The following is a 15,074-nucleotide window of genomic DNA, read 5'->3' as shown; positions in this document are numbered from 1 at the left end:
GCCCGCACCGTCCGTCGCGCCCGTGGGGGGTCGCAGTGAGCAATATCCCGGAGACCGGGCGGACCCCCCGGGTCCAGATCAGGCTCGTCATCATCCAGGTCCTCGTCTTCTCGCTCCTGCTCACCCTCGGCGGCCGGCTCTGGTACCTCCAGGTCCGCAACGGCCAGGAGTACACGGACGAGGCCAAGAACAACCACGTCCAGCAGGTCATCCAGCCCGCCGTCCGCGGCTCGATCCTCGACACGCGCGGGGTCCCGCTCGCGGACAACGAGACCCGCCTCGTCGTCTCCGTCAGCCGCACCGAGATGATGAAGATGACGGACGACGGCAAGGGCGTCCTGGCCGCCCTCGCCGAAGTCCTCGACATGAAGCCGCAGGACGTCATGGACAAGGTCCGGCTCTGCGACGCGAAGACCCCCAAGCCCTGCTGGAACGGTTCGCCCTACCAGCCGATCCCCGTCACCGACAAGGCCACCACCCAGCAGGCGCTCCAGATCCGCGAGCGCGCCGAGGACTTCCCCGGCATCACCGCGGAGCCCACCGCCGTGCGCCGCTACCCCGCGCCGGGACTCGCCAACACCGCCCAGGTCCTCGGCTACCTCTCGCCCGTCACCGACGAGGAGATCACCAAGGCGCGGAACACCGCCTCGCCGTACCTCCGTTCCGACCAGGTCGGCCGCTCCGGGCTGGAGCGCACGTACGACAAGCAGCTGCGCGGCAAGGCCGGTGTCACCCGGTACGAGGTCGACAACCTCGGCCGGGTCATCGGCCAGGCGCGGAGCGACCGGGCCGAACCCGGCGCCAATGTCGTCACCTCGATAGACGCCCGCGTCCAGGCCGTCGCCGAGTACGAGCTGAACGAGGCGATGAAGGCCGCCCGCAAGGAGATGGACCGCAACACCAACGAGAACTACAAGGCCGACTCCGGCGCTGTCGTCGTCATGGAGGCCAAGACCGGCCGGGTCGTCGCGATGGCCTCCCAGCCGACGTACGACCCCAACGCCTGGGTCGGCGGCATCTCCGTCAAGGACTACGAGCGGCTCACCGGCAAGGACTCCAACTTCCCGCTGCTGAACCGCGCGATCCAGGGCCAGGCCGCCCCCGGCTCGATCTTCAAGGTCGTGTCGTCGACCGCCGCCGTCAACGCGGGCTACCCCTTCAACGGCAACTACCCGTGCCCCAGCTCGTACAGCGTCGGCAGCCAGGTCTTCAAGAACTTCGAGTCCAAGGGGTACGGCGCGATCACCATCGGCCGGGCCCTGGAGGTCTCCTGCGACACCGTGTACTACGGCCTCGCCCACAAGGAGTGGCAGAAGGACGGCGGCACCAAGCCGAAGAAGAACGCCAACGACTGGTTCTACAAGACCGCCCACCAGTTCGGCCTCGGCAAGGAGACCGGCATCGACCTCCCCAACGAGGTCAGCGGACGGGTCCCGGACCGCCAGTGGAAGCAGAAGTTCTGGGAGGCCAACAAGGCAGGCTGGTGCAAGCAGGGCAAGAAGGGCGGCACCTACGTCGAGCAAATCGCCTACGAAGGCTGCCTCGAAGGCAACCTGATGCGCGCCGGTGACTCCGTCAACTACTCGATCGGACAGGGAGACACGCTCGTCACCCCGATCCAGATGGCCACCATCTACTCGGCCATCGCCAACGGCGGCACCCTCTACGACCCCACCGTCGGCAAGGCCGTCATCAGCCCCGACGGCAAGCATGTCGAGGAGATCGCGCCGAAGTCGCACGGCAAGCTGCCCATGAACAAGAAGACACGCGACGAGATCGACGAGGCCCTCGCGGGCGTCGCGACCCGCGGCTCCGCCGCCTGGCGGTTCGGCGGCTGGCCGCAGGACAAGATCCCGATGCACGCCAAGACGGGTACGGCCGAGGTCTACGGCAAGCAGACGACCTCGTGGTTCGCCTCGTACACCGAGGACTACACGATCGTCATGACGATCGCCCAGGGTGGTACGGGGTCCGGAGCCTCCGGGCCGGCCGTCCGGAAGATCTACGAGGCGATGTACGGACTGAACGAGAAGGGCGATCAGAACCTCACGAAGGCGCTCATGCCCACCCCGCGCACCGCACTGCCGACGATCCAGCCGGACGGCTCGATCGACGCCCCGAAGGTCGCGCCGTACGAGCCGGAGCCCGAACTCCCGGCCGACGAACAGGCGCTGGCGGGACCGCCCGCCGCGCCGGGCCGGAGGGACTGAGCGATGGCCGGTACAAGCGGCTTCTCCGTCTCCGGTTACGGGCCGGAGCGCGGGACCTGGGCGAAGCTCTCGGCCCGTGACTCGATGGTGCGGCGGCTCGACTGGCCGCTGCTCTTCTCCGCGCTCGCCCTGTCGGTCCTCGGCTCCCTGCTGGTCTGGTCCGCGACCCGCAACCGGACCCAGCTCAACCAGGGCGACCCGTACTACTTCCTCTTCCGTCACCTCCTCAACGCCGGCATCGGGGTCGCCCTGATGATCGGCACGATCTGGCTCGGGCACCGCACCCTGCGCGGCGCGGTCCCCGTGCTGTACGCGCTCTCCGTGGCGCTGGTCCTGCTGGTCCTCACCCCGCTCGGCGCGACCATCAACGGTGCCCACTCGTGGATCGTGATCGGCGGCGGCTTCACCCTCCAGCCCTCCGAGTTCGTGAAGATCACGATCATCCTGGGCATGGCGATGATGCTCGCGGAACGGGTGGACGCGGGGGACCAGCTCCATCCGGACCACCGCACCGTCGCGAAATCCCTCGGCCTCGCGGTGGTGCCGATGGCCATCGTCATGCTCATGCCGGACCTCGGCTCGGTGATGGTCATGGCGGTCATCGTGCTCGGCGTCCTGCTCGCCTCCGGCGCCTCCAACCGGTGGATCATCGGCCTGGTCGGCGCGGGCGTGGCCGGCGCCGTCGCGGTCGCCGCGCTCGGGGTGCTGGACGAGTACCAGATCAACCGCTTCGCCGCCTTCGCCAACCCCGAGCTGGACCCGGCGGGCGTCGGCTACAACACCAACCAGGCACGCATCGCCATCGGCTCCGGCGGACTCACCGGCACCGGGCTCTTCAACGGCTCGCAGACCACCGGCCAGTTCGTCCCCGAACAGCAGACCGACTTCGTCTTCACGGTCGCGGGCGAGGAGCTGGGCTTCCTCGGCGCCGGGCTGATCCTCGTCCTCCTCGGTGTGATCCTCTGGCGCGCCTGCCGGATCGCCCGCGAGACGACCGAGCTGTACGGGACGGTCGTGGCCGCCGGGATCATCGCCTGGTTCGCCTTCCAGTCCTTCGAGAACATCGGGATGACGCTCGGCATCATGCCCGTCGCCGGACTGCCGCTGCCCTTCGTGTCCTACGGAGGCACCTCCATGTTCGCCGTCTGGATGGCGATCGGCCTGCTCCAGTCCATCCGGGTCCAGCGGCCCATAACGGCATGACCCGAGCCGCCCGGTCCGGTCGTGGGGGTGCCCGAAGGCACCCCTGACGGCTAAATTCGGTACATGGCGGACAGCAAGCGCGAGATCGAGCGAAAGTACGAACTCCCCGAGCGGCCGGACCACGCGGAGCCCCCGGACACCGACGCGGGCCCGGCGGGCCAGGACGCCGAGGGGGCGTCCGTACTCCCGGACCTCACCCGCGCCCGAGGCGTCGCCACCGCCCGCGACCACGGCGTCCAGGACCTCGACGCCGTCTACTACGACACCCCCGGCCTGCGGCTCTACGCCGACGCCCTCACCCTGCGCCACAGAACCGGCGGCGACGACGCGGGCTGGCACCTGAAATTCCCCGTCGCCGCCGGCATCCGCGACGAGATCAGGGCGCCGCTCTCCGAGACCCTCCCGCCCGAGCTCGCCGGGCTCGTCCGCTCCCGCGTCCGGGACGCCGAGCTGATCCCCGTCGTACGGCTGCGCACCGCACGCGCGGTGACCGTGCTGCTCGACGCGGACGGCGCGCCGCTCGCCGAGGTCGCCGTCGACACCGTACGGGCCCGGCGCCTGCCCGGAACCGGCCGCGAGCCCGCCGCCACCACCTGGACCGAGGTCGAGGTGGAGCTGGCCGACGGCGCGGACCCCGCCGTCCTCGACGCCGTCGAGAAGAAGCTCCGCAAGGCGGGACTGCGCCCGTCCACCGCCGCCTCGAAACTCGGCAGGGCGCTCGCGACGGGCGGACGGGCGGCGGGGGCCGGGCCCCCGGCCGCGCCGGTCACCGCCGGGGACCACGTCCTCGGCTATCTGCGCGACCAGGTCACCGCGATCGTCGCGCAGGACCCCGCCGTCCGCCGCGACCTGCCGGACTCCGTCCACCAGCTCCGCGTCGCCACCCGCCGGCTGCGCTCCGCGTTCCGCACGTACCGCACGGTCCTCGACCGGGCCGTCACCGACCCCGTCGGCGAGGAGCTGAAGTGGCTCGCCGCGGAGCTGGGCGTCGACCGCGACCACGAGGTCCTGAGCGAGCGGCTGGCCGCCCGCGTCGACGCCGTGCCCGGCACCCTGCTGCTCGGGCCGGTCCGCGCCCGGCTGCGGATCTGGACGGCCGGCGGACGCACCGGCTCCCGGGCCAGGACCGTCGCCGTACTCGACAGCGAGCGCTATCTGACCCTCCTCGCCACCCTCGACGCGCTGCTCGCGGCCCCGCCCCTGCGGCCGGGCGCGGCGAAGGCGCCGGAGAAGGCGCTGCCGGAGCGGATCAACCGGGCGTACGACCGCCTCGCGGCCCGGATCGAGGCCGCGTTCGCGCTGCCGCGGGGACCGGAACGCGACCTGGCGCTGCACAACGCCCGCAAGGCCGCCAAACGGGCCCGGTACGCGGCGGAGGCGGCCACCCCCGCCCTGGGGAAGCCCGCCAAACGGTTCGTACGGCGGATCAAGGCCGTACAGACGCTCCTCGGCGACCACCAGGACAGCGTCGTGGCCCGCGAGGTGCTGCGCGATCTCGCGGTCCGGGCGCACGCGGCGGGCGAGTCCGCGTTCGCCTGGGGGCTGCTGTACGGGCAGGAGGAGGCGCTGGCCGACCGGCGGGAGCGCGAGCTGCCGCAGGTGTGGGCGGAGGCGTCGGAACCGGCACTCCGCGCCCGGCTGGGCCGCTGAGCCGGGCTCCGGCAGGACGGCCGCCCGGGTGGGCGAGCGGAGGGTGCTTCCGGCCGCGTTAGGCTGGGAGGCCGCCCCTGTCCGCCCCCTCCTGCCGGTCCACACCTGTCAGCCCACGAAAGATTCCGTGATGCCTGTCACATCGGTCTTCCCGCAGCTCGAAGCTCTGCTCCCGCATGTGCAGAAGCCGATCCAGTACGTCGGGGGTGAGCTCAACTCCACCGTCAAGGAGTGGGACGACACCGATGTCCGCTGGGCGCTGATGTACCCGGACGCGTACGAGGTCGGACTGCCCAACCAGGGCGTCATGATCCTGTACGAGGTGCTGAACGAGCGCGAGCGCGTCCTCGCCGAGCGCACCTACAGCGTCTGGCCGGACCTCGAAGCGCTGATGCGCGAGCACGGGGTGCCGCAGTTCACCGTCGACGCGCACCGCCCCGTCTCCGCGTTCGACGTCTTCGGGCTGAGCTTCTCCACGGAGCTGGGCTACACGAACATGCTCACCGCCCTCGACCTGGCCGGGATCCCGCTGGCCGCGAAGGACCGTACCGTCGACCACCCCATCGTGCTCGCGGGCGGCCACGCGGCCTTCAACCCCGAGCCGATCGCGGAGTTCATCGACTGCGCGGTCATCGGCGACGGCGAGCAGGCGGTCCTGGAGATCACCGAGATCATCCGCGCCTGGAAGGCCGAGGACCGCCCCGGCGGCCGCGAGGAGCTCCTCTTCCGGCTCGCGCGGACCGGCGGTGTCTACGTACCGGGCTTCTACGACGTCGAGTACCTCCCGGACGGCCGCATCGGCCGCGTCGTACCGAACCGCTCCGGTGTCCCGTGGCGGGTCTCCAAGCACACCGTCATGGACCTCGACGAGTGGCCGTACCCCAAGCAGCCGCTGGTGCCGCTCGCCGAGACCGTGCACGAGCGGATGTCCGTGGAGATCTTCCGCGGCTGCACCCGCGGCTGCCGCTTCTGCCAGGCCGGCATGATCACCCGTCCGGTGCGCGAGCGCTCCATCACCGGCATCGGCGAGATGGTCGACAAGGGGCTGAAGGCCACCGGCTTCGAGGAGGTCGGACTGCTCTCCCTCTCCTCCGCCGACCACAGCGAGATCGCGGACGTCGCCAAGGGCCTCGCGGACCGCTACGAGGCCGACAAGATCGGGCTCTCGCTGCCCTCCACCCGCGTCGACGCGTTCAACGTCGACCTGGCCAACGAGCTGACCAGGAACGGCCGCAGGTCGGGCCTGACCTTCGCCCCCGAGGGCGGCTCCGAGCGGCTGCGCAAGGTCATCAACAAGATGGTCTCGGAGGAGGACCTGATCCGTACGGTCTCCACGGCGTACGGCAACGGCTGGCGCCAGGTGAAGCTGTACTTCATGTGCGGACTGCCCACCGAGACCGACGAGGATGTCCTCCAGATCGGCGACATGGCCGTCAATGTCATCGCCGAGGGGCGCCGGGTCTCCGGCCAGAACGACATCCGCTGCACCGTCTCCATCGGCGGCTTCGTCCCCAAGCCGCACACCCCGTTCCAGTGGGCGCCGCAGCTCAGCGCCGAGGAGACCGACGCCCGGCTGGTCAAGCTGCGCGACAAGATCCGCGGTGACAAGAAGTACGGCCGCTCGATCGGCTTCCGCTACCACGACGGCAAGCCCGGCATCGTCGAGGGCCTGCTCTCCCGCGGCGACCGCCGCGTCGGCGCGGTCATCCGGGCGGTGTACGAGGACGGCGGCCGGTTCGACGGCTGGCGTGAGCACTTCTCGTACGACCGCTGGATCGCGTGCGCGGACAAGACGCTGCCGGAGTCCGGCGTGGACGTCGACTGGTACACGACGCGCGAGCGCACCTACGAGGAGGTCCTGCCCTGGGACCACCTGGACTCGGGGCTCGACAAGGACTGGCTCTGGGAGGACTGGCAGGACTCGCTGGACGAGACCGAGGTCGAGGACTGCCGCTGGACGCCGTGCTTCGACTGCGGGGTCTGCCCGCAGATGGACACGGAGATCCAGATCGGCCCGACCGGCAAGAAGCTGCTGCCGCTGACCGTGGTCAAGTGAACGCACGGGCAGGTGAGCCGCCCGGGCGGGTGAGCCGCACGGCACGGTGAACGACACGGACCCGGCCGGGGACGAAAACCCTGGCCGGGTCCGCGTGTGCCGACGGCACAATGGGGCGATGCCGGAGTTCATCGCACCCGACGTCCGCGTCCACGCCTCCTTCCTCGACGCCATGAAGGAGTTCGTCGAGGAGGACGAGGGCGAACGGTCACTGCTCGTCCACGAGATGGAGCGGTACGCGGGGAGCTGGCACCGGCCGGACGTCTTCGCCGCCTACTGCGCGCGGCTGAACGCCGAGCCGCTGGAGGAGACCCCGCGCATCGCGGGCTGGGTGCCGAGCACCACCCTCTGGTACGTCGACGGCGACACCTTCCTCGGCCGCCTCAGCATCCGCCACCGGCTCAACCCGTTCCTGCGCGAGATCGGCGGCCACATCGGCTACGCCGTACGCCCCACCGCCCGCCGGCAGGGACACGCGACGGCCATGCTGCTCGCCGCGCTGCCGGTCGCCCGCGCGCTCGGCGTCGACCCGGTCCTCGTCACGTGCGACACCACCAACACCGCCTCGCGCAAGGTGATCGAGTCGGCCGGCGGGAGGCTGGAGGACGAGCGCGGGGGAAAGCTCCGGTTCTGGATCCGAACGGACGGCTGAGGCGTCCTGAGCGGCATGAAGCTGGACAAGCCCGGCCACGAGCCCGGCCCGGAAGCCAGGACAGGCGCGGAGGCCACGGAAGGCGTGAAAGGCGTGAAAGGCGTGGAAAGCGCCGGGCGCCTCGCCATGGTCGTCAGGATCCCGGTGCGCGTCGTCGTGCTGGTGGTCGTCGTGCCCGTACGGATGGTGTGGGACGTCCTCGTCGCCGTCGCGCGCGGTCTCGACCGGATCGTGCTGCGCCCGCTGGGCGGGGCGCTCTCCTGGCTGTACGCCTCGGTGCTCGCCCCGGCCGCGTGGGGTGTCGCGGTCGCGGTGGGGTGGCTGGTGACGGCGGTGTGGCAGTGGACCGTGGTGCCGGTGGTGCGGTTCGGGGTGGTGGTGCCGGCGGTGTGGAGCTACCGCCGGCTGCTCACCCCGCTCGGCCACGGGATCCGTTGGCTGTACGAGACCTTGCTCACCCCGCTCGGCCACGGCCTGGGCGTCTCGCTGGGGTGGCTGGGAAAGGCGCTGTTCGTGTGGCCGTGGGCGGCGCTGTGGCGGTACGTGGCAGTGCCCGCGCTGACGTACGGGCTCGCGCGGCCCGCCGCGTGGGTGTACCGGCGGCTGCTTACGCCGCTGGGGGAGGGGATCGCCCGGCTGTCGGCCGTCCTCCTGCGCGGCGCCGCCGCGACCGGACGGGCTCTGCTCGCCGCGCTGATGTGGCTGCTGCTGTTCCTGGTGGTGACCCCCGTGATCTGGGTGTACCGCAGGATCCTCGCCCCGGTCGGGCGGGAGATCGGGGCCGCGTTCGGCGTCGCCTGGCGGGTCGCCGGACACCTTTCGCGCGCCGCCTGGCGGGGGCTCGGATGGCTCGCGTGGCAGCTCGTGGGGCGACCGGCGAGCTGGACCTACCGGCGGATCTGCACCCCGGTCGGGCACTGGGCGCGCGACAGCGTCTGGGTCCCGGCCAGGACGGCCGCGGCCGCGGTGGGCAGGAGCGTGCGCCGCGCCTTCCGGGAGGCGGTGGAAACCGTCCGTGCCGCGCGCCGGGAGGCGTGGCGTGTGCTGGTGGGCGGGGTTCGGGTGTCGCGGCCTGTGGAACCGCCGGAGCACCGGGCGCGTACTCTGGGTAGTACAACGATCGTCCCCGGCGCGGCGCCCGCACCCGAGATCTCCCCGCACAGCGTGGGGAGGGTCCGGGACTCGGGGTGATCCCGCCGAAGTCACGTCCATGGGCGGCGCGTCACCGCGTACCGCTCGCACCGAGGAGAAGAACCACTGGGCAAGCGACAGCCCGAAGGCCCGCCTCCCGCACCGGCGGTGCAGCGCATCCGACTGCGCTACACCAAGCGCGGCCGCCTCCGGTTCACCAGCCACCGAGACTTCCAGCGCGCCTTCGAGCGGGCGCTGCGCCGTGCCGAGGTGCCCATGGCGTACTCGGCGGGGTTCACCCCGCACCCGAAGGTGTCGTACGCCAATGCCGCACCCACCGGCACGGGCAGCGAGGCCGAGTTCCTGGAGATCGCCCTGGTGGAGGCGCGCGACCCCGACAAGCTGCGTGAGCTGCTCGACGAGTCGCTGCCGGCGGGTCTTGACATCATCGACGCCGTCGAGGCCCGTACCTCGGGACTCGCCGACCGGCTGACCGCCTCCGTGTGGGAGCTGCGGCTGGACGGCGTGACCGAGGAGGAGGCGGAAGACGCCGTCTCCGCCTTCCTCGCCGCAGGCACCGTCGAGGTGGAACGCCGTGCGAAGAACGGTCTGCGGACCTTCGACGCACGGGCCGCCGTGGCCGGCCTGGAGGTGGCTCGTCCACAGCCTGATAGGCCGGGGGACGGGCCCTGTGCGATACTGCGGCTGGTGGTTCGGCACGTGACACCTGCCGTACGACCCGACGACGTCCTGTCCGGTCTCCGAGCTGTGGCCGACCTGGCGCCGCCGGTCCCCGCAGCGGTGACCAGGCTGGCGCAGGGGCTCTTCGACGAGGAGTCCGGCACGGTGACCGACCCGCTCGCGCCCGACCGCGAGGCAGCCCGGCCCGCCGCACCCATGGCCGCCGGACCCGCCGCCGCGACGGCGCCGGAAGGTGCAGGTTCCGCGTAAGGCGGTCGTTGTAGCGCAGCCCTGGGACTCGGGAGCCACCTGGGTCGGGCGGCGTACTGACCAGAAGACTTTCGCCAGGCCGTACGTACATCGCGTACGGAACCGGCGACCCAGACATAACAGCTCCCGTGCGGCGCCCGCGCCCCGGACGGCGGCGCATCGCGCACAGCGCGGGCCGCGGCCGGACCGGAACCAGGCGTGGCGCCCGGGAGCGTGACGGGAGAACCGCCCGCATGCTCGAGTCCACCGAACCCGGTACCCCCGGGGACACCAACAACGAAGAGAACAACTCGCCCAGCGACACGCTGCCGCCGCGCCGCAGGCGCCGGGCCGCGTCGCGCCCGGCGGGGCCGCCCACCGCGGCCGAAGGCACCGCCGCGTCGGACACCGCTGCGACGAGCGTCGCGGAGACCGTCGCGCCGGCCATACCGGCCGCCGAGTCCGTGACCCCGGACGCTCCGGTCGAGGAGGCGGCGCCGCCGCGCGCCCGCCGTCGCGCCACCCGCAAGACGGCCACGCCGGAGCCGGTCGCCGAGCCGGTGGCCGAGGCTGTTGTGGCGGATGAGGCTGCTGCCGAGGAGCCCGCCGCGCCGCCGCGCGCCCGCCGTCGCGCCACCCGGAAGACCGCCGCGCCGGAGCCGGTCGCCGAGCCGGTGGCCGAGGCTGTTGTGGCGGATGAGGCTGCTGCCGAGGAGCCCGCCGCGCCGCCGCGCGCCCGCCGCCGTGCCACCCGTAAGGTCACGGCGCCCGAGACCACCACGGAGCCGGTCGAGACGGCCGTCGTCGAGGAGACCCCCGCGCCCGCCGACGGCGCCGCCGTCGCACCGGCCCCGGCCGAGGAGCCCGCGCCCGCCGCGCGTCCCCGCCGGCGCGCCACCCGCAGGGCCACCGCGCCCGCCGGTTCGCCGGAGGCCGGGACGGCCCAGGACGGGAACGGCACCGACGCTGGCGGCGAGAGCCTGCCGGGGGACACGGTCGCCCGGATCGCCGCCGACGAGCCCGAGGTCCAGGCAGCGGAGAAGGCCGCCACCCGGGGCCGTACGCGCCGCAGGGCCACCGCACCGGCCGCCGCGCCCGAGCCCGCCGCCGAGCAGCCTGTGGCTGAGAGTCCCGCTGCCGAGAAGCCCGCCGCCGACCAGCCCGCTGTCGAGAAGCCCGTACAGCGTGAGCCCGAGCGCGCCTCGCGCCGCCGTACCGCGCGGCCCGCGGTGGCCGTCTTCCAGGCGCCCGTCTTCACCGAGCCGATGTTCCAGACCCCCGAGACCGCCGCCGCGGCGGCGGCCGCCGGTGGGCGGATCGACGCCGTGGACGAACCGGACGAGGACGAGGAGGCCACCGCCACCGCGCCCGAGCCGGTCGCCGCGCCCGAGCCGTCGGGCCGCCGGAGCAGGCGCCGTCGCCGTGGCGAGGCCGCGGAGCCGGCCGCCGAGGCCGCGCCGGAGACGCCGCGCGCGCCCGTCGGGGAGTCCGCGAGCGAGACCGACGACGAGGCCTCCGGCGATGAGGCGGCCGACTCCGCGGAGTCCGCCGAGTCCGTCGACGAGTCGGACGAGTACGGGGACCGTCCCTCGCGGCGCCGCCGCCGGGGTGGCCGTCGCCGTCGCCGCGGTGAGGCCGCCGACAGTGAGGACAGCACGGACGAGCAGCGGGAGGAGACCGCTGCCGAGCACACCGACGAGGAGGACGGCGACCAGAGCGGCCAGGACGGCGCCGACGTGTTCGACGACGGCGAGCAGGACGACCACGAGGCGTCCTCGGGCGGCGGTTCCTCCAGCAGCCGACGGCGTCGGCGCAGGCGGCGCCGGAGCGCCGACGGCGGTTCCGACGCCGAGCAGGGTGCCGGAGGCGGTGACGACCCGGAGCGTACGGTCGTCAAGGTCCGCGAGCCGCGCGAACGCCGGACGAAGGACGACGGGCGCGAGCCCGGCACCGGCGCCGACGAGGTCCAGTCCATCAAGGGCTCGACCCGTCTGGAGGCCAAGAAGCAGCGCCGCCGCGAGGGGCGCGAGCAGGGCCGCCGCCGCGTGCCGATCATCACGGAGGCGGAGTTCCTCGCCCGCCGTGAGGCCGTCGAGCGCGTGATGGTCGTCCGCCAGCACGGCGAGCGCACCCAGATCGGTGTCCTGGAGGACAACGTCCTGGTCGAGCACTACGTCAACAAGGAGCAGGCGACCAGCTACGTCGGCAACGTCTACCTGGGCAAGGTGCAGAACGTACTGCCGTCCATGGAGGCCGCCTTCGTCGACATCGGCAAGGGACGCAACGCCGTCCTGTACGCCGGTGAGGTCAACTTCGAGGCGCTGGGCATGGCCAACGGCCCGCGCCGGATCGAGACCGCCCTCAAGTCCGGCCAGTCGGTGCTCGTCCAGGTGACGAAGGACCCGATCGGTCACAAGGGCGCCCGCCTGACCAGCCAGGTCTCGCTGCCGGGCCGCTACCTCGTGTACGTGCCCGAGGGGTCGATGACCGGCATCAGCCGCAAGCTCCCGGACACCGAGCGCGCCCGGCTGAAGACCATCCTCAAGAAGATCGTCCCCGAGGACGCGGGCGTCATCGTCCGTACGGCCGCCGAGGGCGCCAGCGAGGACGAGCTGCGCCGTGACGTCGAGCGGCTGCAGGCGCAGTGGGAGGACATCAAGAAGAAGTCGAAGAGCGGCAACGCCCCGACGCTGCTCTACGGCGAGCCCGACATGACCGTCCGGGTGGTCCGCGACATCTTCAACGAGGACTTCTCGAAGGTCATCGTCAGCGGCGCCGACGCGTGGCAGACGATCAGCGGCTATGTCGCGCACGTCGCGCCGGATCTCTCCGACCGGCTGTCGCGCTGGACCAGCGAGGTGGACGTCTTCGCGACGTACCGCATCGACGAGCAGCTCATGAAGGCGCTGGACCGCAAGGTCTGGCTGCCGAGCGGCGGCTCGCTGGTCATCGACAAGACCGAGGCCATGATCGTGGTCGACGTCAACACCGGGAAGTTCACCGGCCAGGGCGGCAACCTGGAGGAGACCGTCACCAGGAACAACCTGGAGGCGGCCGAGGAGATCGTCCGCCAGCTCCGGCTGCGCGACCTCGGCGGCATCGTCGTCATCGACTTCATCGACATGGTGCTGGAGTCCAACCGGGACCTGGTGCTGCGGCGTCTGCTGGAGTGCCTGGGCCGTGACCGTACGAAGCACCAGGTCGCCGAGGTCACCTCGCTGGGCCTGGTGCAGATGACCCGCAAGCGGGTGGGCCAGGGTCTGCTGGAGTCCTTCTCCGAGACCTGTGTCCACTGCAACGGCCGCGGTGTGATCGTCCACATGGAGCAGCCGGTGGCCGCCGGTGGCGGCGGCAACGGCAAGCGGGCCAAGAAGCGCGGTCGCGGCGGTGCCGGTGCGGACCACGACCACGAGCACGACCACGAGGTGACGGGTACGGCGGCGGAGTCCGCCGAAGCCGAAGCCGGGACCGAGTCGGAGGCCGAGCTCGCGGCGGAGGTGGCGGTTCCGGTCGCGCTCGCCGGGCCCGAGTTCGTCCCGGACGAGGAGCTGTACAGCAGCGTCGCGGAGGCCGAGGCCGCCGTACGGGGCCGTTCGCGGCGCCGTGCGTCGCGCAAGGCGTCCGCCCCGGCCGGCGCGCCCCGGGCGGCGGAGCCGGAGGCACGCACTGTGGCCCCTGAGGCTCCAGTCGCCCCCGAGGTTCCGGTGGCCCCTGAGGCCCCCGAGACCGAGGCGGCCCCGGTGGCCGAGGCGCCCGTGGAGGCCGTTGAGGCGCCCGTCGCGGACGCGGCTCCTCAGGGGCGCCCGCGCCGCCGCGCCACCCGTAAGGCGTCGGCTCCGGCCGGTTCGCCGAAGGTGGCCGACGCGGAGGCGGCGGCCGAGGTGGTCGTCCCCGTGACCCCGGAGGCCGAGCCGGCCCCCGCGGAGCCGGTCGCCGAGCCGGCCGCGGAGCCGGTCGCCGAGGAGGCGCCGGTGGCGGCGCCGCCGCGGGCGCGCCGCAGGGCGACCCGTAAGGTCACCGCCCCCGCCGGTTCGCCGTCGGGCGCGGACGAGGCTGCGATCGTCGTCGTGGACGCTCCGGCGAAGGCCGAGGCGCCCGCCGAGGCCGAGGCCGAAGCGGCGCCGGAACCGGCGGCCGGGGCCGAGGCGCCCGCGCCGGCCAAGAAGGCGGTCCGTAAGACGGCGGCCAAGAAGGCCCCGGCGAAGAAGGCGGCCGCCAAGAAGACGACGGCGAAGAAGACCGTCGCGAAGAAGACGACGGCCAAGAAGTCGGCAACCAAGACGACCAACACGGCCAAGACCGCGAAGACCGCGGCCAAGACGTCGAAGAAGACCGCCGCGGCGGAGCAGACGGCGCCCGTCGGCGTCACGGCCTCCACCGAGGACTGATCCGCGCGGTCCCCGTGCCGCGCCGCCCTCCCCGGGCGGTGCGGCACGGGGCGCCGGTGCGGCACGGGGGGAGCCGGTTTGACCCCCTGTACAGGGGCCCCGTACTCTAAACCTTCGGTGTGTTCCTATGCGCGCCCACCTCTGAGCACCCACCTCCCGGATCTCCGGGGGAGGCCGCTCGTCCTGTCAGGACTGCCACGGGCCCCGGCCCGTGCGGGCGGCTGGCTTCAGGGGTTCCGTTCCGAGCGAGAGTGAGTTCCGCGTGTACGCCATCGTGCGCAGCGGTGGTCGCCAGCACAAGGTTGCTGTCGGCGACATCGTTGAGGTTGACAAGATTTCCACCGGCAAGGTCGGCGACACCGTCGAACTCAAGACGCTGCTCGTGGTCGACGGTGACGCGGTCACCAGCGACCCGTGGGTGCTGGACGGCATCAAGGTTCAGGCCGAGATCGTGGACCACCACAAGGGCGCGAAGATCGACATCCTTCGCTACAAGAACAAGACGGGTTACCGCCGCCGCCAGGGTCACCGCCAGCAGTACACGGCGATCAAGGTCACCGGTATCCCCGCGGCTGCGAAGTAAGGGACTGAGGAGACATGGCACACAAGAAGGGCGCATCGTCCACTCGGAACGGGCGCGACTCCAATGCTCAGCGGCTCGGCGTGAAGCGCTTCGGCGGTCAGCTCGTCAGCGCCGGTGAGATCCTGGTCCGCCAGCGCGGCACGCACTTCCACCCGGGCACCGGCGTCGGCCGTGGCGGCGACGACACGCTGTTCGCGCTGAACCCCGGCGCGGTGGAGTTCGGCACCCACCGTGGCCGCAAGGTCGTCAACATCGTTCCCGCCGCCTAGTA

Annotated in this window: 10 protein-coding genes; all 10 read left to right on the top strand. The window is 72.4% G+C overall.

Annotated features, from left to right (window positions below; genetic code table 11):
- Positions 1 to 35 precede the first annotated feature (35 nt).
- The 10 genes from mrdA (at position 36) to rpmA (ending at position 15,072) form a co-directional block, all read left to right on the top strand.
- Entirely contained in the window at positions 36 to 2,210 is a 2,175-nt protein-coding gene (mrdA, locus tag AB0P17_RS23385) for a penicillin-binding protein 2 (protein ID WP_365813818.1), read from the top strand.
- Positions 2,211 to 2,213: 3 nt separating this feature from the next.
- A complete protein-coding gene (gene rodA, locus AB0P17_RS23380) occupies positions 2,214 to 3,413 on the top strand; it encodes a rod shape-determining protein RodA (RefSeq protein WP_365813817.1) in 1,200 nt (399 codons plus the stop codon).
- A gap of 63 nt (positions 3,414 to 3,476) precedes the next feature.
- On the top strand, positions 3,477 to 5,063 hold the full coding sequence (locus AB0P17_RS23375; RefSeq protein ID WP_365813816.1) for a CYTH and CHAD domain-containing protein: 1,587 nt from the start codon (positions 3,477 to 3,479) through the stop codon (positions 5,061 to 5,063).
- A gap of 130 nt (positions 5,064 to 5,193) precedes the next feature.
- Positions 5,194 to 7,119 carry a TIGR03960 family B12-binding radical SAM protein gene (locus AB0P17_RS23370; RefSeq protein WP_365813815.1) on the top strand — a complete coding sequence of 642 codons (1,926 nt, stop codon included), beginning with the start codon at positions 5,194 to 5,196 and terminating at the stop codon, positions 7,117 to 7,119.
- 118 nt (positions 7,120 to 7,237) lie between these two features.
- Positions 7,238 to 7,771: a GNAT family N-acetyltransferase gene (locus AB0P17_RS23365; protein ID WP_365813814.1), complete on the top strand. Its 534-nt coding sequence runs from the start codon at positions 7,238 to 7,240 to the stop codon at positions 7,769 to 7,771.
- Between the two features lie 15 nt (positions 7,772 to 7,786).
- Positions 7,787 to 8,962 (top strand): hypothetical protein, encoded by a 1,176-nt coding sequence (locus AB0P17_RS23360; RefSeq protein WP_365813813.1) that lies wholly within the window; start codon positions 7,787 to 7,789, stop codon positions 8,960 to 8,962.
- 108 nt (positions 8,963 to 9,070) lie between these two features.
- Entirely contained in the window at positions 9,071 to 9,853 is a 783-nt protein-coding gene (locus AB0P17_RS23355) for a TIGR03936 family radical SAM-associated protein (RefSeq protein ID WP_365813812.1), read from the top strand.
- Positions 9,854 to 10,086: 233 nt separating this feature from the next.
- Positions 10,087 to 14,220 (top strand): Rne/Rng family ribonuclease, encoded by a 4,134-nt coding sequence (locus tag AB0P17_RS23350; RefSeq protein WP_365813811.1) that lies wholly within the window; start codon positions 10,087 to 10,089, stop codon positions 14,218 to 14,220.
- A 262-nt stretch (positions 14,221 to 14,482) separates the two neighbouring features.
- Complete coding sequence (rplU, locus tag AB0P17_RS23345) at positions 14,483 to 14,803, top strand: 50S ribosomal protein L21 (protein ID WP_329827115.1); 321 nt, start codon at positions 14,483 to 14,485, stop codon at positions 14,801 to 14,803.
- Positions 14,804 to 14,817: 14 nt separating this feature from the next.
- Positions 14,818 to 15,072, top strand: a complete 255-nt coding sequence (gene rpmA, locus AB0P17_RS23340; protein ID WP_365813810.1) for a 50S ribosomal protein L27 — start codon at positions 14,818 to 14,820, stop codon at positions 15,070 to 15,072.
- The last annotated feature ends 2 nt before the right edge of the window (positions 15,073 to 15,074 follow it).

Origin of the sequence: Streptomyces sp. NPDC088124 (assembly GCF_040685895.1) — a bacterium.
Taxonomy (GTDB): domain Bacteria; phylum Actinomycetota; class Actinomycetes; order Streptomycetales; family Streptomycetaceae; genus Streptomyces.
This window is presented reverse-complemented; position numbering and strand designations above follow the sequence as displayed.